The sequence below is a fragment of the Paenisporosarcina sp. P4_E4_2 genome (assembly GCF_056401595.1).
In genome coordinates this window covers 1-21,776 of sequence record NZ_JBFUJC010000030.1, presented here as the reverse complement: position 1 = coordinate 21,776, position 21,776 = coordinate 1, and the positions used below count along the sequence as shown (strand labels likewise).

27 protein-coding genes and 1 other annotated feature are annotated in these 21,776 nt (G+C 40.2%); of the genes, 6 read left to right on the top strand and 21 right to left on the bottom strand.

Annotation, left to right across the window (positions count from 1 at the left end; all coding sequences use genetic code 11):
- Window positions 1-304: 304 nt before the first annotated feature.
- On the bottom strand, window positions 305-1,846 hold the full coding sequence (locus AC1DSB_RS04665) for a flotillin family protein (RefSeq protein WP_342542820.1): 1,542 nt from the start codon (window positions 1,844-1,846) through the stop codon (window positions 305-307).
- A 15-nt stretch (window positions 1,847-1,861) separates the two neighbouring features.
- The gene (locus AC1DSB_RS04660; RefSeq protein ID WP_477533086.1) at window positions 1,862-2,386 is read right to left on the bottom strand and encodes an NfeD family membrane protein; all 525 of its coding nucleotides are present in this window, start codon (window positions 2,384-2,386) and stop codon (window positions 1,862-1,864) included.
- Between the two features lie 113 nt (window positions 2,387-2,499).
- On the opposite strand from AC1DSB_RS04660, the gene AC1DSB_RS04655 reads away from it, so the two are divergent.
- Window positions 2,500-2,706: a hypothetical protein gene (locus AC1DSB_RS04655; protein ID WP_477533085.1), complete on the top strand. Its 207-nt coding sequence runs from the start codon at window positions 2,500-2,502 to the stop codon at window positions 2,704-2,706.
- Between the two features lie 19 nt (window positions 2,707-2,725).
- Here the strand turns inward: AC1DSB_RS04655 and AC1DSB_RS04650 are convergent, their stop codons facing one another.
- Window positions 2,726-3,808, bottom strand: a complete 1,083-nt coding sequence (locus AC1DSB_RS04650; protein WP_342542818.1) for a DUF2087 domain-containing protein — start codon at window positions 3,806-3,808, stop codon at window positions 2,726-2,728.
- A gap of 264 nt (window positions 3,809-4,072) precedes the next feature.
- Between AC1DSB_RS04650 and AC1DSB_RS04645 the strand changes: the two genes are divergently transcribed.
- Window positions 4,073-4,693 carry a DUF47 domain-containing protein gene (locus AC1DSB_RS04645; protein ID WP_016429632.1) on the top strand — a complete coding sequence of 207 codons (621 nt, stop codon included), beginning with the start codon at window positions 4,073-4,075 and terminating at the stop codon, window positions 4,691-4,693.
- A 14-nt stretch (window positions 4,694-4,707) separates the two neighbouring features.
- On the top strand, window positions 4,708-5,706 hold the full coding sequence (locus AC1DSB_RS04640; RefSeq protein ID WP_477585914.1) for an inorganic phosphate transporter: 999 nt from the start codon (window positions 4,708-4,710) through the stop codon (window positions 5,704-5,706).
- A 40-nt stretch (window positions 5,707-5,746) separates the two neighbouring features.
- Here the strand turns inward: AC1DSB_RS04640 and AC1DSB_RS04635 are convergent, their stop codons facing one another.
- The 5 genes from AC1DSB_RS04635 to AC1DSB_RS04615 all read right to left on the bottom strand — a co-directional run bounded on the left by AC1DSB_RS04635 (window position 5,747) and on the right by AC1DSB_RS04615 (window position 9,144).
- Window positions 5,747-6,388: a pentapeptide repeat-containing protein gene (locus AC1DSB_RS04635; RefSeq protein WP_016429630.1), complete on the bottom strand. Its 642-nt coding sequence runs from the start codon at window positions 6,386-6,388 to the stop codon at window positions 5,747-5,749.
- A 44-nt stretch (window positions 6,389-6,432) separates the two neighbouring features.
- A complete protein-coding gene (locus AC1DSB_RS04630) occupies window positions 6,433-6,819 on the bottom strand; it encodes a YobA family protein (protein WP_016429629.1) in 387 nt (128 codons plus the stop codon).
- Between the two features lie 4 nt (window positions 6,820-6,823).
- On the bottom strand, window positions 6,824-8,125 hold the full coding sequence (locus tag AC1DSB_RS04625; protein WP_477585912.1) for an RNA-binding domain-containing protein: 1,302 nt from the start codon (window positions 8,123-8,125) through the stop codon (window positions 6,824-6,826).
- A gap of 90 nt (window positions 8,126-8,215) precedes the next feature.
- Window positions 8,216-8,677, bottom strand: coding sequence for a GNAT family N-acetyltransferase (locus AC1DSB_RS04620; RefSeq protein ID WP_016429627.1), 462 nt, complete (start codon window positions 8,675-8,677; stop codon window positions 8,216-8,218).
- Window positions 8,674-9,144, bottom strand: a complete 471-nt coding sequence (locus AC1DSB_RS04615; RefSeq protein ID WP_342542814.1) for a hypothetical protein — start codon at window positions 9,142-9,144, stop codon at window positions 8,674-8,676. The genes AC1DSB_RS04620 and AC1DSB_RS04615 overlap by 4 nt, the downstream gene beginning before the upstream one ends.
- Window positions 9,145-9,249: 105 nt before the next feature.
- Window positions 9,250-9,454, top strand: a binding site (T-box leader).
- Window positions 9,455-9,562: 108 nt separating this feature from the next.
- On the opposite strand from AC1DSB_RS04615, the gene proS reads away from it, so the two are divergent.
- Window positions 9,563-11,002: a proline--tRNA ligase gene (gene proS, locus AC1DSB_RS04610; RefSeq protein ID WP_477585910.1), complete on the top strand. Its 1,440-nt coding sequence runs from the start codon at window positions 9,563-9,565 to the stop codon at window positions 11,000-11,002.
- A gap of 155 nt (window positions 11,003-11,157) precedes the next feature.
- Here the strand turns inward: proS and AC1DSB_RS04605 are convergent, their stop codons facing one another.
- Window positions 11,158-11,577, bottom strand: a complete 420-nt coding sequence (locus AC1DSB_RS04605; protein ID WP_016429623.1) for an NUDIX hydrolase — start codon at window positions 11,575-11,577, stop codon at window positions 11,158-11,160.
- A gap of 24 nt (window positions 11,578-11,601) precedes the next feature.
- Window positions 11,602-12,336, bottom strand: coding sequence for an SDR family NAD(P)-dependent oxidoreductase (locus AC1DSB_RS04600; RefSeq protein WP_016429622.1), 735 nt, complete (start codon window positions 12,334-12,336; stop codon window positions 11,602-11,604).
- 215 nt (window positions 12,337-12,551) lie between these two features.
- On the opposite strand from AC1DSB_RS04600, the gene AC1DSB_RS04595 reads away from it, so the two are divergent.
- The gene (locus AC1DSB_RS04595) at window positions 12,552-13,496 is read left to right on the top strand and encodes a 3-hydroxyacyl-CoA dehydrogenase NAD-binding domain-containing protein (RefSeq protein ID WP_477531730.1); all 945 of its coding nucleotides are present in this window, start codon (window positions 12,552-12,554) and stop codon (window positions 13,494-13,496) included.
- A 39-nt stretch (window positions 13,497-13,535) separates the two neighbouring features.
- Here AC1DSB_RS04595 and AC1DSB_RS04590 read toward each other — a convergent pair whose 3' ends face one another.
- From AC1DSB_RS04590 to AC1DSB_RS04540, 11 genes are all read right to left on the bottom strand, one after another.
- On the bottom strand, window positions 13,536-15,203 hold the full coding sequence (locus AC1DSB_RS04590; RefSeq protein WP_477531729.1) for a hypothetical protein: 1,668 nt from the start codon (window positions 15,201-15,203) through the stop codon (window positions 13,536-13,538).
- A 96-nt stretch (window positions 15,204-15,299) separates the two neighbouring features.
- A complete protein-coding gene (locus AC1DSB_RS04585) occupies window positions 15,300-16,244 on the bottom strand; it encodes a dipeptidase (RefSeq protein ID WP_477531728.1) in 945 nt (314 codons plus the stop codon).
- A 12-nt stretch (window positions 16,245-16,256) separates the two neighbouring features.
- Window positions 16,257-16,742: an NUDIX hydrolase gene (locus tag AC1DSB_RS04580; protein WP_477585908.1), complete on the bottom strand. Its 486-nt coding sequence runs from the start codon at window positions 16,740-16,742 to the stop codon at window positions 16,257-16,259.
- A 6-nt stretch (window positions 16,743-16,748) separates the two neighbouring features.
- Complete coding sequence (locus tag AC1DSB_RS04575) at window positions 16,749-17,228, bottom strand: tetratricopeptide repeat protein (protein WP_477531726.1); 480 nt, start codon at window positions 17,226-17,228, stop codon at window positions 16,749-16,751.
- A 9-nt stretch (window positions 17,229-17,237) separates the two neighbouring features.
- A complete protein-coding gene (locus AC1DSB_RS04570) occupies window positions 17,238-17,741 on the bottom strand; it encodes an N-acetyltransferase family protein (protein ID WP_477585906.1) in 504 nt (167 codons plus the stop codon).
- Between the two features lie 12 nt (window positions 17,742-17,753).
- Window positions 17,754-18,374: an FMN-binding negative transcriptional regulator gene (locus tag AC1DSB_RS04565; RefSeq protein WP_477531732.1), complete on the bottom strand. Its 621-nt coding sequence runs from the start codon at window positions 18,372-18,374 to the stop codon at window positions 17,754-17,756.
- A gap of 32 nt (window positions 18,375-18,406) precedes the next feature.
- Window positions 18,407-19,096 (bottom strand): Type 1 glutamine amidotransferase-like domain-containing protein, encoded by a 690-nt coding sequence (locus AC1DSB_RS04560; RefSeq protein WP_477531724.1) that lies wholly within the window; start codon window positions 19,094-19,096, stop codon window positions 18,407-18,409.
- A gap of 33 nt (window positions 19,097-19,129) precedes the next feature.
- Window positions 19,130-19,525 (bottom strand): group-specific protein, encoded by a 396-nt coding sequence (locus AC1DSB_RS04555; RefSeq protein ID WP_477531723.1) that lies wholly within the window; start codon window positions 19,523-19,525, stop codon window positions 19,130-19,132.
- The gene (locus tag AC1DSB_RS04550) at window positions 19,522-19,734 is read right to left on the bottom strand and encodes a YwbE family protein (RefSeq protein WP_477531722.1); all 213 of its coding nucleotides are present in this window, start codon (window positions 19,732-19,734) and stop codon (window positions 19,522-19,524) included. The genes AC1DSB_RS04555 and AC1DSB_RS04550 overlap by 4 nt, the downstream gene beginning before the upstream one ends.
- A 152-nt stretch (window positions 19,735-19,886) precedes the next feature.
- Window positions 19,887-20,186 (bottom strand): hypothetical protein, encoded by a 300-nt coding sequence (locus AC1DSB_RS04545; protein WP_477531721.1) that lies wholly within the window; start codon window positions 20,184-20,186, stop codon window positions 19,887-19,889.
- 80 nt (window positions 20,187-20,266) lie between these two features.
- The gene (locus tag AC1DSB_RS04540) at window positions 20,267-21,220 is read right to left on the bottom strand and encodes an ABC transporter substrate-binding protein (RefSeq protein WP_477531720.1); all 954 of its coding nucleotides are present in this window, start codon (window positions 21,218-21,220) and stop codon (window positions 20,267-20,269) included.
- A 117-nt stretch (window positions 21,221-21,337) separates the two neighbouring features.
- Between AC1DSB_RS04540 and AC1DSB_RS04535 the strand changes: the two genes are divergently transcribed.
- Window positions 21,338-21,776, top strand: a 439-nt coding sequence (locus AC1DSB_RS04535; RefSeq protein WP_477585903.1) for an iron chelate uptake ABC transporter family permease subunit, incomplete at its 3' end; no start/stop codon positions are given.

The window sequence follows — 21,776 nt, the reverse complement described above, 5'->3', positions numbered from 1 at the left end:
CACCCAGAACGAACGACGGGGAAACAAAGAGAAAAGACTGTAGCCTATTTCTTCAGAYTTACCTATGCACGTTGAAATTGCATGTCCTACATTAATTCGATCAAGGGAAGTTTTTTCTTTTATATCAATGATTTGTTCGCTTGTTAATGCCATAGGTACCTCCCCACCGTACTTATACTTTTATTCACTTTACCTTTACCACCTTAATTTGTCATTAAAACTCGGCAAAATTATCTAATTATTACGTTCATTTATATCTTTTTTCTACTAAAAAAGCTCCCCAAAAATCGGAGAGCTCAAGATTTTAAATTGATACRTGATCTTCCACTTTTTCTTGCGTTTTCTTGTCTTGCATCTCATAGGAAATCCGGTCTAAACTTGGACGCAATGTTCCTTTGCCCGAGTAGTTTTCAAGCATTTCTTTCACATCGATACCAGAAGAAGCTTTCAATGTTTCCTGAAGGGTAGACATTAAATTCGTGGCATACGACGTAACTTTATTGGCGCCGCCACCTTCTCCACCGCCAGTATCCACCACTGTAATCTTGTCGATATTTGCTAATGGGCTTGCAATTTGTTTCGCATATTCCGGCATCATGCGTACAATCATATCCAACACTGCAGCTTGACCGTAATGTTCGAATGCTTCCGCAATTTTTCGTTTCGCTTCCGCTTCTGCAAGACCTTTCAAGCGAATAATATCAGCTTCTGTTTCACCCTGTGCACGTTCGGAGTCAGCTTTCGCCAATCCATCAAGTCGTACTTTTTCAGAATCCGCTTTCGCTCTTGCCTCGATACGGTATTTTTCCGCATCCGCTTCAGCCATTTCACGGGATTTTGCAGCTGCCGCGTTTTGCTCGATAGCATAACGATCCGCGTCCGCTTTCTTTTTAACTTCAGAGTCGTATTGTTTCTCGCGACGTAAAATTTCTTTTTCTTCAAGTTCGATTTGCTTTTGACGTTCAATGATGCGGATTTGCATTTCCTGTTCCATAACTTCTTGTTTCGAGACTGCAGTCTGGAGTTCGTAAGCTTGGTCAGCACGCGCCTTCGCGATATCTTGCTCGCGACGATACTCAGCGACTTTCAGCAAATTCTCTTTTTCAGCCAAAGCAATTTCAGTCGCACGTTCAATTTCGGATTGCTGTGCCTCTTTTGCAGCTTCAGCACGCTTGATTCGTGTTTCTTTATCTGCTTCTGCTGTTGCAATATCAGCATCACGTTTGACCTGTGCAATACGTGGTTTACCAAGTGAATCCAAGTAGCCATTTTTGTCACGTACATCTTTGATGGTAAATGAAACAATGATTAGACCCATTTTCGCTAAATCCTGAGAAGCGACACGTTGTACTTCTTGCGAGAATTTGTCGCGATTTTTGTAGATTTCCTCCACTGTCATCGATCCCAAAATGGAGCGCAAATGACCTTCCAGTACTTCTTTTGCTTCATTTTCACGATCTTCTTTTGACTTCCCTAAAAATTGTTCAGCAGCCGTTGCAATTTCGGAAATGGATCCACCAATTTTAATGATGGCCGTTCCGTCTGCCATTACCGGCACACCTTGCTCTGTATAAACTTCAGGAGTCGTAACTTCCAGCTTACTTGATAGTAAACTTAATGGCTGTGCTTGCTGAAAAACTGGAAATACAAATGTACCGCCACCCCGAATGATTTTTATACGATTGCCTGATTCATCTGTATGAACCGTTTTCGCCCCTAAATAACTACCTGTTACAATCAATGCTTCATCAGGACCAACAGTCTTGTATTTCGTTACATACACACCAATAATAGCAACCAACACAAACGCCACTATCCCCACTACAACTAACATACTCATATCCATGTTCATTTCCCCCATCTATTTTTTATTAAAAACGAAAGGTTCGTATTCCCTGACAAGAAACGTTCCTTCCTCTATCTCAATTACTAACACTTCTTTGCCATAGGCAATCTCTTCATTGTCATAGCCTACTGCTCTCTTGGATAGAAGCCCGCCAACGGTTTCAATCACAATCTCACCATAACCGTCAGATGGTATGGGCGTAATGACTTTGCCAACTAAACCTGCTAACGACTCATCCGTATAGGCGATTGACACTTCGGCTGATGCCATGGGTAGTAAAATAAAAAAGTACAGTAAAATATCGAGAACCACTCCCACTGCGAGACTCGCAAACAAGACAATCCAGCTATTCCAGTTGGTGGAGACTTCAAGCACATACCCGCTGGCTGAAACAAAAGTGACGAATGCCATTATAACGGTAGGGTTTAAAAAAGGAATGCCTTCCCCAATCCCTTCAGCAACATCTCCAAAAAATACATACAGAACAGTCACTGCCCCCGTAACGAGGAGCACATACATGTAGATTTGTTCAATGGACATCCAATCACTCCCATTTAATGAATTCTTTAGTCGCACCTATTACTACGGAGGACAAAAAGAAAAGTTTCATTTTTCCAAATATTTTTTTGAYACTATTAGCTGAGATGAATTGAATGAATACAGGAACTGCCATATGCCTACAGAATTTTTTTCATAGTACCATTCAAATGTTTCTCGATAATGGAGTGAATCTGGTTGTCGACCAAATTCTGCATGATGTGGAAGTTGATACGAGTATTGAAGATATCTCTACTTGTGTGAAGCAGATTACAACCGCACTTCTAGCCAAAAATAAAAGCACATGTGCTACTCAATCTTGAGTCCGCACATGTGCTACTTTCAATTATATCCACGTTCACCATAAGGCTGTTTTTCAACACACCATTTTTCTTTTGCATCTGCTAGTTCTTCTTTTAACTGCACAGCAGATTTCCCTTCCGTTTCAATGGACTCTAACACTTCAAACTGAAATGACTCTTCACCGAATTGTTCCCAATCTTTCTGCAAGTCCTTATTCAATAAAGTACCGCCATTCAATTCGAACTTCAAACCATTTTGTCTTTTCAAGTTAGGCGCTGCAGCAATGAACATTTTGCCATTTTGTTTGTTCGTTACACAATACACACCCGCAATTGTCTTCTCTTCCTTCACTTGCTGCTTTAATTCTTTCTTCCGGTCAATATCCGCCCCTTCTTTTTCTTTTCTCCAATAAGCGGATCCATCCGTTTTTCTTGCCAAAAAGTGATACATCACTAAATATCTTCTTACAAATGTATGGTCATCAAACACTTCTTTAATAAGTGCGTTTACTTCTCTTTCCGTATAGATTTTTCCTATTTCAAACTTCTTTACGATTTCACATAAGACAATGAATCGATGCTTTTCCTGTAATTTAAATGTTCGTAACTTTCCATTCGACCAGTTCTTCTTCAATACTTCCTCGTATTCTTTTTCTGTTATTTCGAATGGTTCCTCAAATAATAGGGAATCTTCTTTATTTTGAGCGCTAAGTTTGTGTCCCTCTTCCATCAAGCTCATTAAGGTTAAATATACTTTCGCTTGCCGTTCTTTCTTTTTTAAAGAAAAACGGTGATTCCTAACTGTAGATGCACTCCCGATTTTCAAAGAATCTTGTATATCACGGTCTGATTTCCCTTCAAACAGAAGGTGAAGCACGGCCTTCTGCTGATCGGATAACCCTGTAATTTCTTTATTTTGTTCCATTAAATAGGAAAATACTGATACATGCTTTTCTCTAATATGTAATTGCATATACTTTGAAGCCTCGTAAAACTGTTCACCTACAGGGTATATCAGACCTTTCTCAATAGATTTGTGACACATTAGACACTTATATGATTCTTCAGTTTCTGTAAATCCATTTTTCATTTCATATAAATTTGCATCAATCAACGAATGCATATAAACACTTCCTTGTTTTGTTTTATTTATTATAGACAATAATACTTATTGTTTACACAGAATGCAAGTTGTATAATTCTTGAATTGTAATGAATAATAAGGTTTACGACAATCAAAGCTGAATGTTCACTTAAAATTTTTATGTTACGGGAATGTAAAGATTCTCAATCTTGAGTAAAAAGTGTTTAGATTTAGTATAGATTTTGATATGATGTTTGAGGTTATTTATATAACCTATCTTATTTAAAGTCCAGGAGGCTTTCTATGTTTAGTCCAAAAAAACAAGACCCATTCTTCGCTGCTTTACTCGGAATCGCAGAAACAGTAAGAGAAGCTACTCATTACGCGGATGATTTTAAAATTGTCAGTGTTTCGGATTTGAAAGAGCTTAGCATCAAGTTGAAAAACTATGAAACAGAAGGCGATAAATTAATACATGATTTGATTCTCAAGTTGAATAAATCTTTCATGACTCCAATTGAGCGAGAGGACATTCTTTATTTAGCTAATAAAATGGATGATATTTTAGATGGCGTGGAAGCTTTCGCAGCTTATTTGGAGATGTATTCTTTGATTGACATCGACGATTCAATGCGTACTTTCCTACATTACATTGTGAAAAGTACTGATGAAATCGTTAAAGCAATGGAGTTATTGGCAAACAAGAAACTGCTTCAAATGCGTGAGCATGCAATCTTGATCAAAGACTATGAACGCAAATGTGATGAAGTATTACGTACTTCAATCAAACAACTTTTCATAAACGAAAAAGATCCGATACGTATTATTCAGTTCAAGGATATTTACGAGCAGCTTGAAGACATCGCAGATTACTCTCAAAACGTGGCAAACACGATTGAGACAATCATCATGCGTAATGCATAGGAGCTGAAAAATACATGGATGCAGTACTCATATTAACAATACTAGTCGTCATTTTCGCACTGGGATTTGATTTTATAAATGGTTTTCRTGATACAGCAAATGCGATTGCAACTTCAGTTTCTACACGGGCACTTTCGCCACGAGTTGCAGTAATACTAGCAGCTACCATGAACTTTATCGGCGCATTAACTTTCACTGGAGTTGCTAAGACGATCTCGAAAGATATCGTAGATCCGTTCACGCTTCAAAACGGCTCACTCATTATTCTAGCAGCACTATTGTCCGCAATTGCTTGGAACTTAATTACATGGTATTTTGGTATTCCTTCCAGCTCATCACATGCATTGATTGGTTCGATTGCGGGTGCGGCTGTTTCGGCTGCTGGTTTAGGTGTATTAAATTACGAAGGATTCATAAAAATTCTGCAAGCACTACTAATCTCACCATTCTTAGCTCTTGCTGTCGGATTCTTGATGATGTCGTTGTTTAAAGTATTATTCAAGAAAAACACTCTCTACAAAACGAACAAAGGCTTCCGTATTTTCCAAATCGGTACAGCGGCATTACAATCATTTACTCACGGTACAAATGATGCACAAAAAGCAATGGGTATCATTACGATGGCTTTAATCGCTGCTGATTTACAAACAACAGACGATATCCAAATGTGGGTACGTGTTTGTGCTGCACTTGCAATGGGACTTGGAACATCTATCGGTGGATACAAAATCATCAAAACTGTTGGTGGTAAAATCATGAAGATTCGTCCAGTTAACGGGGCGGCAGCTGATTTATCATCCGCATTAATTATTTTCGGAGCGACGACGATTCATTTGCCAGTTTCAACAACTCACGTTATTTCTTCTGCGATTATGGGTGTTGGTTCTGCTCAGCGTGTAAAAGGCGTTAAATGGGGCGTTGCACGAAAAATTGTATTAACTTGGGTTATTACACTTCCAATTTGCGCAGTCCTTGCCGGTATCTTTTACCAAATTCTTAACTTATTCTTTTAAACTTAAAAAGCTGTCCACTCAAGTTACGAGTGGACAGCTTTTAGTGTTTAACGATAAGACCTAGAGATTTTGCAAAACCGAGCGCTTGTTCAGTTGAAACGGTACAGCCCGATAATTTATCAACACTTACTGTTACTTGTTCGTATGTACACGTGCTGAGATCCACATCCGCTAAACTTGTATCAGTAAAATTAGCACCGTCCAATTGACAATCATTGAACAAAACCTTATCAAATGTACAATTAAAAAAGTCCGCTTTATTCAATGCGGTTTGTTGGAACTTCACTCGCTTCATTTTACTAAAACTAAATACTGTGTAGTTGGCTACACAGTTATTGATCACAGTATGTCCGAAGCGGCTTTCCGTGCACTGCACACCGACTAGTTTTGAATGATGAAATTCTACTCGATGAAATACCGAATCTCCAAAATCAACGTTGGATAAATCACATCTCTCGAACTTACAATCAATGAATTCCACTTGATCGAAACATACCCCTTCAAATGAAACATCCTTGAAATGCACTTGATCAAAACTAACTTTGCTCTCAGGTAATTCCGCTACATTCCAAGACGAAACCATTCCCCGGGAAATAAATCGTTCTTCTTCGACTTCAATTAAAGTTGCAATGTCTAATTGTTGTTCGAGTTGTTCAGGTATTTTTGGCTTATCAATTTTCATTCTTGCGCCACCTTTCATCAGGCTTAACATATAATTTTTACGCTTTAATGTTGAGACTCTTCATCCAGGATTCGAACACTATTAGCACTTGCTTTGCCAGGATAAGATTCCGACACATGGTTATATGAAATTCGAACTTTGTCGAACTCACTCACGTTTTTCACTTGATCAATCGATAATGAAAACCAAATGGCATCACTTGCACCTTCCACCATTTCTTCCTCAGTTAAACCTTTTAACTCAGTTTCATCTTTTCCGCTGACGACCAAAATACGTGCAGCTTCTTTTTTAGCTACTGTTCCTTCTATCCAAATAGCATTTTTGTTTTGCGTTTGATTACTTTGGAAAAACATGGTAATGGATATTACAACGGCTGCTATAGCTACGACCGCTGTCGTGCTAATTAATATGACGGCTTTCTTGCCTTTCATAACTTTATTCCTCCTGTTTATTAATGGCCAAGGTATAAATACGCCCTTTACGTTCCCCTTCAGCTACCAGTAAATTCTTTGTCACCATGTCACGCACGATTTGTGTCACACGAGATGGGGAAACGCCTAAGATTTGTTGAAAATCTACATTTTTCGCTTGGTTGTTTTCCAGCAAGTAATTCATGATTGCTTCTTCATGAGTCAACTCAAGATGTAACTTTGTTCGGTTGTTTACTTTTTCTATTTGTTCTATACGCGGAAGCTTAACGATTACACTATCTTTTTGGACAGAAACTTTTGGCTTCTCRTCTCCATCGTGATAAGTATCGAAAATACGACGGATTCCGTTGCCACGCCCATCCGTTAAACCCAAATCGACAAACATTGCATGCAWACGCGGATTTCTGCGAACAATTCGAGATCCTTTTTTTATAGACTCTATCGACAAGCCCTCAACTAGTGTTCCTGGTGAAGCTACTTCAATGCGGTTAGCAAACCGAACAATCGATACGTCACCCTCCATCGAGTAATCTCGATGAACGAATGCATTCACTACACTCTCCTGAAGTAATACATCTGGATAAGATGATTGAATTTCCCTCAGCCCGGCCATAATTCGACTGAATTGGGTTACAATCGACCCTGAAAAATCACTCGCTTGCTTGCAAAAAGAAGTAGATCGATCTCCACTGTATTGTAACAAGACGCCACGGGTTTGAGAAGAATCTGACAACCACGTACCCAATCGTGTTAAAACAAATTCACCATTATTCCAACGAATTGCATTGTACGAGGCCAATACATCTTCCAGGTTTTCTTCCACATTTTCAAATCTTGGCATTTTACTTTTCAAGGTTTGTACAAAATCGACAAATCCCAAAAAATCTTCACGTTGGAACTTGATAGTAGTTAGCGCATTTTCAGTTTCATCAAGTTGGCGCAAGAGTATAAAACGTTGCACTTCTTCTGCTGTTCTCAATAAGCGTTTTTTCGAACCATACCGAACATAAAGCTCCTCGAACAATGTAGATCGTTTACGATACACATGTTCAGTTGCTTTCACTGTTACCTCTAAAATTACTTTTCCATCTATAATTACGTGTTTGACATCAATCAACGGCAAAGGTTCGACCATTTTACTTAACTGATCATATAAGGCATTTTCCTCTGCTAAAGGATTTTCCAATCCCATGATGCTCATTTCGTCTTCCATTCCTATTTTCAGCGTACCACCGGTTCCATTGGCAAATGCGATAACTTCCCGATACAGCTTGTTCGTCACCTTGTCTTTATATTCAATATTCAACCTCGTACACCACCTATCGATAATTGTTTCTACTAGTATATCGATAAAAAATAAATACTTCCAAAGCAAAAAGAACCAGGAAATAAAATCCTAGTCCTCAAATGTGTAACATAGGCGAATCATATCGCGACACAACAAACCATTTTCAACTATCGGTTCATCATAATTACGTGTAAAATAATCGAAATCGATGCCGATTATACGAAATCCACATTGCTGATATAGCTTCAATTGGAGAATACTAGAATTGCCAGTCCCGATTTCAACTTGAGCGTATCCTCGTTTAGAAGCTTCACTTATTGCGTGAGAAATTAGTTGTTTGCCGTGTCCTCTTCCTTGGAAGTCTTCATGGACAGCAACATTCATAATTTCAACGACAATTTTCCCCGTCTCTTTCAGAACATATACAGCGATGGCTTTGCCTGACTCTTCGCCAACATAAACATTTCCACTCTTTACGTATTCTTCTACAACTGCACGGGAAGGATCCGCCAAAAGCAATAATGCCCACGGCGGCGTTTCCCCTTTTGTTATTTTTCGGATAATCATCATTTAGTCGATGTGCGGAATCCTTCACTCAATAAATACTCTTCTGCTTCTTCAAATGAACCGTAGCTTTCTTCCAGGTTGTGCGTGTGATAAATATTCCACAATGTATCTTCCTGAACAAGCTTCAATTCCTGTCCTTCGCGATTTTTCCATACTTGCTCTACGTTGAGTACTTCTTCTTCATAATGTTCTTCTTCAGATAAAATCCCAATGGAATCTGTAATCATTTCGCGTAACTCAGCTTCCGTCGCTTCACGAATGTTGATCATGCCTTTACTATCTGAATCATATTTTTTTAAATCCCCAACAAAAACAAAGCCGTTGCCGTTTGGGTGCAAGTGATATACGACCGTTTTTTTGTCATATAGGCTGTCTTCGAAATGATAGTTCAAACGTTTTAATGATACTTCTTTTTTTGTCAGCTCAGGGTACGATTCAATGATTTCTTGTTTTTGTTCAAATGTTAGCATAGTGCGCCTCTTTTCATAATGTTTCATTGGCTCATTATATCACATGAGCCCAAAATAAATTTGTTGACACTTTAARACTTTACCCGATATAATCACAGAAATAGTTAAACAACGTTGAGAAGGACCAGTAAAGAAACGTGTGTTTTTTTAGAGAGGGAGTTGTACGGTGAAAGACTCCTAAAGACCACTTCTTGAACCTACCTTTGAGTTCGATTTCGAAAGATATTCGCGGCGACAGTCGTTAACATGTATGAGTGTGAAGCTTTGCTTCAAATGAGGGTGGTACCGCCATGGAGACATGGTCCCTCGTTTGTTGCAGAGCTTTTTTGTTTATTAGGCAACTTTTAATAATGATTTTCTTGTTGGCTCTTGTGGAATATGCAGCTAGCGCAAATGTACGATAAACAACAATAAAGGGGTGTTTTCAATGAAAAAAGAGTTTGTGCAAAGTGTGACGGCGATGGATGAAGACTTCGCTCAGTGGTTTACGGATGTTGTGACGAAAGCGGAACTGGCCGATTATTCAAGCGTGCGAGGTTCGATGATTATCCGTCCTTATGGTTACGCAATCTGGGACAATGTAAAAGAAGCGCTGGATGCACGTATTAAAGCAACCGGCCATGAAAATGTCTATATGCCACTGTTCATTCCAGAATCTTTATTGCAAAAAGAAAAAGACCATATAGAAGGATTTGCACCTGAGGTCGCATGGGTGACGCATGGTGGAGACGAGAAATTAGCTGAACGTTTATGTGTACGACCAACTTCAGAAGTATTATTTTGTGAGCATTTCAGCAATATCATTCATTCTTACCGTGACTTGCCTAAGCTATATAACCAATGGTCAAACGTTGTCCGTTGGGAGAAAACGACACRCCCGTTTTTACGCACGCTAGAGTTCTTATGGCAAGAAGGACATACTGCACACGCGACAGATGAGGATGCACAAGTTGAAACCATCCGCATGTTGGATGAATACGCACAGTTATGTGAAGAGTGGCTTGCTATCCCTGTCGTGAAAGGGCAGAAAACGGATAAAGAGAAATTTTCCGGAGCGAAATCCACGTATACGATTGAAACATTGATGCATGACGGAAAAGCTTTGCAATCCGGCACTTCACATCATTTCGGAGATGGCTTTGCCCGAGCATTCGATATCAAATATCTAGATAAAGAAGGCAAGCAACAATATGTCCACCAAACATCATGGGGATTCACTACTCGTATTATCGGGGCCATGATTATGGTGCACGGTGACGATCGCGGCCTTGTCATGCCTCCAAAAATTGCACCTACACAAGTGATGATTGTGCCGATTGCACAACATAAAGAAGGTGTATTGGATTATGCGTACGACCTAAAAGAGCGCTTATCTGGCAGTGCGCGAGTCGGTATAGATGCATCGGACAAAAAACCAGGTTGGAAATTCAATGAGTATGAAATGAAAGGAATTCCAATTCGCCTGGAAGTTGGACCAAAAGATATAGAGCAAGGTCAAGTCGTGCTGGTTAGACGTGACACTGGTGAGAAAATTGTGGTGTCTGCGGATGAGCTGGAAGCTAAACTGACGGGATTACTTGAAGACATTCAGAACAATTTGTTCAACAAAGCCTTGTCTCATAGGGAAGAACACACGTCTGTCGCGAAATCATTTGAAGATTTCAAGCGTGTGCTGGTTGAAAAACCAGGCTTCATCAAAGCCATGTGGTGTGGAGATGTGGCATGTGAAGAGTTCATTAAAGAAGAAACTTCCGCGACGTCACGTTGCATCCCATTTGAACAAGAAAAGTTAAGCGATACATGCGTTTGCTGCGAAAAACCAGCTGACAAGATGGTTTACTGGGCAAAAGCGTATTAAAAGTAGTGAAAAGCCTTCCCTGCTAGGTTGGGAAGGCTTTTTTCATGTCATCATTTGAAGTTATTGGGGCAACTTTTGGTGTTATAGGGGCAACTCTTGGTCATATTGGGGCAACTTTCCACCTTATAGGGGCAACTAACCAATTATCTCCTAATTCAACTTTCAGTCGCCTTAACCAGCAGTTCCTTCAAGAACGCCACGTCCTCGGGATAACTCATTTCTAACGAATCCAATTCATCGGCAGATTTCCAGGCTATCTCTAAAATAAAATCATCAGGGTCCTGCAAGGTCAACTCCCCACTTACTTGCTCCACCAAAAAGTATTGCAAATCATAAGAAATCCCATACTGTGCATTCACTCCGTTTTTGTCCTGAAGTTTCGACACAATTTCAACAGTCAAACCAGTTTCTTCTTCGAACTCTCGTATGCAAGCTTCCTCATACGTCTCCCTACCTTCGATTCCGCCTGAAGGAATCGTCCATTTCGGCTCTTCATCTGGTGCAGCTTGCAACACCATCAATATTTGATTGTTTTCATTGATGCACACACCCGCGGCACCTTTCCAATGAAACATAATAAACCTCCTCTTACATCCAACTTAATGTTCGTAAATCATTTTGCGCGTCATGCCACCATCCACAACCAAATTAATGCCTGTGACAAAATCGTTTTGAGGATCGGTTAAATACAGACATGCTTTGGCTATATCTGATGGCTTGCCCACTCTCCCAGAGAGATGCTGTTTGTGGTCAACATCTCGAAGTTCGTTGTAATCCCCTGTCTCTATCCAGCCTGGAGATATTGCGTTCACCGTTATATGATGCTCCGCAAGAGATGCTGCGAGCGCATGAGTGATAGCGACGATTCCACCTTTTGTTGCCGCATATGCTTCTGAATTCGGTTCGGACATGGTTGCGCGCGTAGAAGCGATATTGACGATTGAACCTCCACTTTCCTGCTGACGCATTTGCATTGCGGCTTCACGTGAACACAAAAAGACACTGCGTAAATTCGTGTTGATAACTTCATCCCACTCCGTTATCGATAAATCGAATAATGGTTTGAAGTTGCTCTTCCCTGCATTATTAATCAAAATATCGATACGACCGAATTTTTTTAATGTTTCTTGCATTAAATTTTTGATGTCGGCTTCTTTTCTTACATCTGTTTTAACAAAAACACTGCCAACAAGCTGTTTGCTCACTTCTTTACCTAGCTTCTCTTTCACATCAGCCAGAACTACTTGTGCACCTTTTGCCACATAAGCTTCCGCAATTCCGCGTCCAATGCCTTGTGAAGCGCCAGTTACAATAACGACTTGTGCTTGATTCATGATTGAAAACCTTCTTTCACACTATAATTCAACGAGTCCACCATTCCGTGAATACAACAATTCCTATGACCACGGCAAATGCTAATATGTAAAACCACTCGGGAACGCCACCAAAACTCATCATCGTCCACATCCTCTACTCATTCAAAAAATTCACACAATAGAACTATTTAAATATGATAACATGGTTTTAGTTAAAACTAGGAGGATGAGCCATGACGTGTATACATAGTGATTTACAACGCTTCAACCCCGTGACAGTAATTGGGGCAGGAACGATTGGACTTTCGTGGGCAACTTTATTTTTAGCACACGGATTGACGGTAAGATTATACGATCCTAGGCCAGATTTGAACGAAGTATCAGAACAGCATTTCAAGTCAATTGGCTCTACGTTAACTTTACTCAACCTGCCGGCAACAGGTTTCGAATCACGTTTGACTCTTACATCCAACTTACAACAAGCCGTAACGGGGGCAGCAGTGCTACAGGAGAATGGACCTGAAAAATTGGCTCTGAAACAGAAACTCTTCGCTGAAATCGAAAAATATGTGGAAGCACATACTTTGTTACTGTCTTCTTCTTCAACAATCCCTGCAAGTGATATTTCGGCATTCATGAAGGACAAGTGCCGCATGTTAATTGGCCATCCATTCAATCCTCCACTTGTAATGCCTTTAGTTGAAGTCGTACCAGGTCAATTCACATCAAATGAAGCAGTAGAAGATGCGCTCGTGTTTTACAAAACACTGGGCAAAGCCCCACAACATATCCAAAAAGAAGTTTTTGGTTTTGTAGCGAACCGATTGCAGTTTGCTATGCTGAGGGAAGCTATGTATTTAGTTGATGAAGGCGTAGTTGCAATGGAAGATGTGGACGAAATCGTCAAAGATTCAATCGGGTTAAGATGGGCAGCAACCGGACCGATGCTCGGCATGCATCTAGGTGGTGGTCAGGGTGGTATGGAATCATTCATGCGCCATCTCGGTCCGACTATGGAAAAGAGCTGGGATGCACAAGGAAATCTCAAAATGGACGAGGAAACCATTTCCCGTTTATCGACGAAATCACGCGAATCCTACGGCCGTTCAACCATTGATGAACTTGCGCAAATGCGTGACGAAAAGCAGATGGCCATATTAAAAACAAGAGATAAATAAGTAAAAGGCTGTCTCGAATTCATCGAGACAGCCTTTCTATTATTCCAATCCGGTTATCTTCATTTCTTTAACAGGCAAGAACATTTCGCCAGTATTCAAATAAGTCACGTTCACTTGATCTCCCTCTTTCAAGTAGACCGCCAAAGGCTCCACTTCTGTGGATACTAAGTAATTGGTACCGTCCGTTAACATGAACGAAACAAGTGTGAAATCTCCTACTCGTTCTTTGTAGACGCGCTCGACATTACCGGTAGTTGTAGCTTCCTCTGAACTAGAACTTCCATCTACACTGCTGCCACCACGTTGCAATGCTGTTTTATACAACTTCAATGCTTCGTTTGGTGTATTGGCAAAAGCGGAAATTTCGGGATTTGCCGCAGACACGATAAAGTAGTTTTGCAAAAATCCGTTGGCATCAAGAACCGGCGTCAACCAACTTGCTTCCCCGTAGAAATTGTACAGAATCGGCATCTCACCAAACCATTTTTTCTCGATGAATTTCTTTTCAACGATTTGAAGTGCACCATATGAATCCATATAGGACTCTTCCATATTACCTGTATAATAAGTGGCTTCGCCTGTTCGTGCATCCGTTAATGAATACCCAAGCATGGAATCCACGCCTTCTTTTGGACTTGTGAAATCAGTGAAGTAATACATTTCCCCATTCTCATTAAAAACAGGGCTGACATTCGCTTCTGTTCCTTCATCGGAAGGGAGCTTCACATCTTTTTTACCAAACTTACTGTTCCAGAATCCATGTACGTAGTTTCCGAAATAACTATTTTGCAAACTCACCACTTCTGGCGATACAGCTCCATCAATGAAGTCAGGGACTTCGTTCAATGCATACGTTTTGACGTCACCGGATTGTGGATTCACCACAGCTACTCCTGTCACTTCAAAACCATTACGTGCAGATACGAACTTCCCGAATGAACGGATATAATGTGGCTTTCCTTCGTCATCAATTTCAAGCTGCATATCACCATGGAAAATTGTTTCTGACAACTCCAGACGTAAATGGCGTGCAACATTTTTTTGGAAAAATGATGATGGTGTATACGACATTTCTGCTTTTACAAACTTCGGATTGTCCGTTGAATCGGTTGCACTCATCATGAAATATCCTGGGGTGGTGTCCCCATTCACCCATTTAAAGAAACCGGAAAACTCAACTGGTGCAATGTAAACAAAGGCATCATCCACTTTTTGAATTTGCAGTCTACCTAATTCGTAGTAACTCGTATTCGGTACTTGACCGAATGCTTTTTTCATTTTATTGCGTGCAAATTTTGGTGGAACACTTGCAGGCGTTTCCTTTTCATCAAAGGCTTCGATTTCAACTTCTTGCTTCATTTTTGCGGAATCGAATTTTTCATCTGCATTAAACAACTGAGCGCTTAACATGTAGCCCCCAAATACGAGGGCAGCAAGGAAAAGTACTCCTTTAACTTGACGTTCTTTACCTGTTGCTGAAAATACGCCAAGACCTGTCGCCAAAATGGCAAGCGGCCAAAGAGCAGATAGATTTCGATCAATATTCGTTACGTAATAGAATGTGAAGATAATAATTGCCAAGCCAATTGCAGTTCCAATAATACCAGCGGCAATTTCTTTGCGTTTTTCTTTAGGCAATGTCAGCGGCATGATTAGAACTGCAACAACGATTGCAATGATGATGCTATAAAGGAAAGTTAATCCCATTTGAATTCCTCGTTTCTTAGATGTTTTCTCCTCTTAATACGGGTGAAACTGTTAAAAGTTTCACCGCATGTGAATTTACATACAAAAAAGTGACTGCTAACTGGTAGCAATCACTTTTCGAATATAGTTTTTGAAATTGTTTGAGGTAATCCCCCGAACCTCTTCTTCCGTAAAATGTCCACTTAAAGTCTTAACCACATTTTGTGTATCACTCGCATCACACAAACCTTCGACAAACACACTAATGCCATCAAAATCTGAGCCAAGTCCCAAATGCTGAACACCTACTAACTTTGAGAAATGAGTAAGGTGTTGCATCAAGTGTTCAAGAGTAACTGGATTACCCTCGTTGTGGATAAACGGTGGATAATACACGACGTGGATGTGTCCTCCTTTATCGACCAATGCTTTGGCTTGTTCATCGGTTAAATTCCGCGGGTGGTCACAAAGGCTTCTTGCATTCGAATGACTGGCAATTGAGTGTTTCGCTTGTGCAACCACATCCCAAAATGACTGTTCGTTCAAATGGGATACATCGATTAAAACATTATGTTCATTCAACATTTCCACCACTTCGTACCCAAATGGCGTCAAGCCTAAATGGGATGGTTCATCCGCTCCATGCGCCAATGCATTCGCATGATTCCATGTAAGCCCTACAAGCTTCACCCCAGCATCCAGCAAAGCGCTCAACTTGCCAAGGTCTTCGCCAAATGCATCTGCACCTTCAAGTGTCAGCACAGCACCGATTTCATTCTCTCCGAGATGTTCAATCTGGGTCCAATCTGTAATGTGGACAATTTCTGGATTCGGTGCGAGCACGTGTGTATGGAACAATTCAACCTGACGAAGGGCAGCCATGAACTTTTCATTCTGAGGCACTTCAGGAGAAATGAATATGGCAAAAAACTGCACTTGGACTTCTCCAGCAATCAATCTATTTTTATTCGCTTGCAGACAGTCTGCAATTTCATATGGAGGTAATTCATCCATTATCGACAATTTATACAGAACATCACAATGTAAATCGATTACTTTCATATTATGCCTCCTTTATTGGATTGCCTTCAAGACTTGCTTCATATAGTCACCGCCGTGAGGTACGAAGTCTTCAAGTGACACCTTGATTTCTAATCGATCTTTATTAATTGATAGTATGCACCCCAAAGATATTTGATCAACTTCACGCTCGTATAACCTTACCACTTCAGAAATAGGTGCTGAATAAATGGCACTGACTTCTTCTTCCTGTAAATGGAAGGAAGGACTACCGCCTACCATCATGTAGACATACGTGTGTGCAAATTCATTATCAATAAAATTCCTTTGCACAATGCTGTCTTTCAAAATGCCGATGGGTCGATCTTTTTTGGCATTACTTCTTTGTTGAAAATAGAGGTGCGGCAGGCCATTAATCTGTTGGACAAACCAGCAATGAAATGTCACATGCCATAGCCCCTCTTGATGAATAAAAGCTCTCGTGTTTTCCCCGACCTTTTGATGCTTTTCATTAAAGACTGTCAGAAGTTCATGTTCCAAGTCATATCACCAAGTTTTATTTAATTTGTCTTTATAGAAACGAATGGCATTTACATATCGTTCGATGTCTTTATCTCGAGTTGTGGTTGATACCACGCATAGCAATGTTTCCATAGCAAGGTCATATTCTTTTAAATTATGTAACGTCATAGCAAAAAACACCGGCATTGCTTTATTTTCCGGAAATTCAGCCATTCCTTTTTCAAATACGTTCCGTGATTTAGCGTATTCTCCAATCACGCGATAAGTACTACCAAGTCCAACAAAAGCTCCTTCTCTCTCGTGTCCTGTCAATCCATTATCAAGTGCTTGTTCATAATAGGGAACCGCTTCTCTTTCCATGCCTTGGACGTCGCAAGCCCATGCACATTGGTAGAGAATAGCTGGATTATTTGAGTCATTCAATAATAAACTCTTTAATATAACCAATGCTTCCAGAGCATGCCCATTTTCTCTTAACTGAATAGCCCGTTCTAAATTAGTCACTTTAATCACCTACCACTCCAGGCTYATATACAATTTGTCCACATACTTATGACCCGCTTTCATTGCATGATGCTCGTGACCGAAAGTTTTAAAACCGACTTTTTCATACAACCGAATCGCAGAATCATTTGTTGATACAACCGTTAAATTCATTTTTTCTACCCCCTGCCATGTCTTGGCATGTTCAATCGTTGCTTCCAATAACGCCTTTCCGATTTGCTTACCACGTACTCGGGGTGTCACATAGACGGCAAACAAGTTCACTCGGTGGCGTAATTTGGAAGCGCCTTCACCTGATACGGTCATCACACCAACCAATTCATTATCGATAAATGCTCCTAGTGTCGAACTTCCTTCTGCATCTAGATTGTTTGCTACTCGCTCCACTGGATTTTTACGGGCGATTGCATCTTCGTAAGTCGTTGCAAAAGCATCAGGATCTTGCTGCAATGCTTCCAATCTTAACTCCCAATATTTAAACGCATCTTCACCTGTCAATTTACGAATTTCCATTTGGTTTCCCCTTTATTTATCCACACTCATTTTTTTCTCCATCCATTTTGCAATGGCTTTTTCATCAGACTTATTTGTTTCCCGAAGCGCTTCAACTACGCGCTCCACACGAGCTGTTGGATGATTTTGACTTAGTTTTGCTTTCCCTTTGATATTATCGATAGAAATCGTAAAACCCATTACTCCTTTCGATAAAGAAGAAATATAGGAGGGGTCCACACCCATTAAATTGTATGTGCTAGTAGGCTCCTCGTACTTTTCTGTTAAAGCAACCATAGATTGCCATAATCGCGAATCGCCTTCTTTTAGGAGTTTCACTTTTCCTGTAATCTCAACCGTTACATAATTCCATGTCGGGACTGTATTTTGCGTCTCATACCATGATGGTGAAATATAACAATGTGGGCCCTGGAACAAAACCAATACTTGCTGATTCTCAATATCTACCCATTGTTTATTTCCTTTTGCAAAGTGCCCAATGAGCTCCGTTTTATCCTCACTCAATAACAGCGGCAGTTGTGAAGCCGTCAATGAACCTTCATGAATTGAGGTAAGTGTCGCAAATCCATAGGTCTCTATTACTTCATTTATTTCTTGTCGATCAATCATTTCAAAATATGATGGAATGTAAATAATTTGTCCCTACCTTCTTTTAGCAGTGCCCACTATTTCACACCTAAATAGTGAGTGGTTAAAATTGCTTCTTTTTCTTTGTCTACTCGATACCCTTTAGCATGAACACGTGAGCTTACAATTTTATGCAATTCTTCATCGATATAGTGTAAAGCAACCCCATCATCGGCAGCATAACCACTACCGATTTTCCCTTCCAGGATAAATTTCTGATAAGCTGATCGTCTATCTTCTTCCCCGTCATAATGTGGACAGTGACTACCTCGCAGAATACCTAAACAGGAGATCGGTTCCAGTCCTGAACCATAGGAATCGGTGATCCCATCTTCAAACCAGCAAAGAGACCCCGCACTCAAACCGGCAAGAATCGTCCCTTTGTCATAAGCTTGTCGAATGGTAACATCAAGTTCCCACTCGCGCCACAATGCCATTAGATTTTTGGTATTGCCTCCGCCAACATACAAGATATCTTGATTCATTATGAAGTCATTAATATCGCGTGTATGTGGTTTGAACAAGGACAAATGATTAGGTTCACACTCTTCCATGCGGAAAAAATTATAAAATCGTTCGACATATCCTTCCGCATCACCACTGGCTGTTCCAATAAAACAAATTTTCGGATTCTCTTTTGGACTTTGTTCAAGAATGTATCGATCCAACAAAGGGTTTTCCGGCTCCATTGAAAAGCCTCCGCCACCTAAAGCAATTACCTGTCTCATAACGACATCCCCCATCCTGCAAGTTGGTTGTTTCTACGATTTGGTGCTTTGGCAAAAAACAGTAGAAATCAATTCTTCAATCGACCCTTCGCAAATCTGAACGTCTGCCAAATGGTAAAACGTACTGGTCGTATCCATATCCATGGCTTCTAAGTTCGGCGAATACAAGAAGGTTTTCTTTTGCCAGGCAATGGCCAGTCCAAGTTCGATATGACTCCCTTTTCCACCAGGTAAAATCACAATCACCACATCGGAATCAGCGACTGCCTGTTTTTCAAGAATTCCTATTCGCTTTAAGTCTTCGAGTGAACAAGCTCGTTCGTTTTGTGTCCAATCATAGGTGTGATGCCACCCCAGCATCGTGAGTTTTCCGCTCACTGCCCTTACAATCTCCTTGTTTTGAAAACTGGATGCTACATAAAATTTCATACTAACTTATCTGAAGATAAAATATCGCACACTCTACCAACTTGACCATCTTCTAAACGGACTTTAATGCCGTGAGGATGATGGGCAGAATTGGTTAGCAAATTCTTCACAATCCCTTTTGTTTTCACTCCTGTACGTTGATCTTTTTTCAAAATAACGTTCACTTCTAACCCAGGTTTTACATCTGCACGATTTTGACCATTTGCCATGAGTCATCACCCTTTCTTTTGATTTATTTTATCATAAAAAGAGACATGCACTCCGACAATTCAGAATTGTCAAAGTGCATGTTCTTTTAGATAAACCACAGTTTAGTCTACAAACGGCGGACATCATTTGGTGGGTACGTATCCTGTTTTTTCTACCAACTCTTGTCCTTCATCCGAAAGAATCCAATCAATGAAGGCTTGAGCATGTGGGTTGCTGTTCCAGCAGTAATTGCGTAGAATTCCGCTGTTATCGGATATGTCCCTGAGCGAATGGATTCTTTATCCGGATAGACCCCATCCCCCTCCAGCAATCGTATTTTCTCATTTTTCACCATTTCTGTAGAGAAAAAGCGGAACGTATAACCGATAGCATTTTTGTGATTTTTATATTCGGCCACTTCATTGAAAACATCGCCCATGCCCGATTCAACATCTTGGGTGAGAGCTTCCATTTTAAACTTATATCTGTAAAAAAGTACAAAAAACTGCCCTTGAACAATTCGATATTGTTCAAAGGGCAGTGTTATCCTTCTTATTCGAAATGTTTCTCCAAATCATCCAACATCAACTGGGCAGCTAAGTAACCACCAGCTGTATTCCAAATTGTATCGTCCACTTTGAATACTTTATTTGCTTTCGCAACTTCAAGGTTTTGGAACAATGGATCATTAATCCATTCTTCTTCTAATTTTGTTGCTTCTTTGTCACCAGTTTCATACGTAAAATAGAACAAGATATCTCCATCCATTGCAGGGATTCGCTCTTTTGTTACTCCTCTTTCAGCGAAATCAGCAACATCTTGCTCAGCAGGACGTGCAAATCCAAGCTGTTCCAAAATGACACCCGAGAAAGTATCTTTATGGTAAATACGCACATCGCCAGCCATAAAACGAACCATTGATACTTCTTGTTGTGTTTTATCGCCTAAAGATGCTTTCATGTCTTCAATCCGATTATTATAAGCGTCCAATTTTTCTTGGCCAACTTCTTCTTTATTGATTGCTTTTGAGTAGAGTTTGAAATTTTCCTGCCAGTCGCCACGCAACGTTTCCGCAAAAACAGTTGGCGCAATTTTGCTTAACTGCTCGTATACTTTTTCATGGCGCATTTTATTACCGATAATCAAATCAGGTTTAAGTGCTGCAATCGCTTCAAGAGAAGGTTCAGACTCCTTACCTACTGGCTTCGTGTCTTTTAATTGTTCAGCTGTGTGTTCATACCAAGTATCTCCAGTGTACGCTTCGACAGCTCCTACAGGCGTGACGCCCATTGCAAGTAAAGCTTCCACACCTTCGTTAGTTAAAACAACAATACGTTTCGGTTCGCCTTTAATTGTTGTTTCACCCATTGCATGAGTCACWGTGTAGCTTTCTTCTTTTACCTTATCTTTGTCTTCACCACTAGTTGGTGTTTTTTCCTCTTTATTGCCACATGCAGCTAAAATGACTAGCATGAACGCTATTAATAAAAGACCTAATTTTTTCATGTTTTTTTCTCCTTTTATCATTCAATTGAGAATGAAAATCATTTACAACTAGTACTTTATCTGTTACGATTTTATTTGTCAACCAGTGTTTTTAAATAAAAATTTCAGGGGTCTTTTATGATACATACAAATAGTAAACGTGGATGGGGAATTGCAATTGGCGTTTTTACCATTCTTTTTCTCATGAGCGCCAGTCTGGTTTATGGCTATACCGATACGACCTGGCGGGATGCATACCTTTCTTTTTTCAATCCAAATGGTTCAAATGAACATCTTATTATTAAGGATGTTCGTTTTCCACGTTCATTAATCGCCGCATTCGTCGGTGCATGTCTTGGTGTTTCTGGTGCCATCATGCAATCAATCACACGAAACCCACTATCCTCACCGAGTATTCTTGGTGTGAATGCAGGTGCAAGTTTCTTTGTAGTTGTGGGCGTTGTGTTTTTCTCCGTGCAAAGTCTGCAGTCCTATATGTGGCTAAGTTTTGCCGGTGCAAGTTTTGCTTTTATTCTAGTGTTCGTTTTGAGCAGCGCAGGTCGTGAAGGCCTGACAC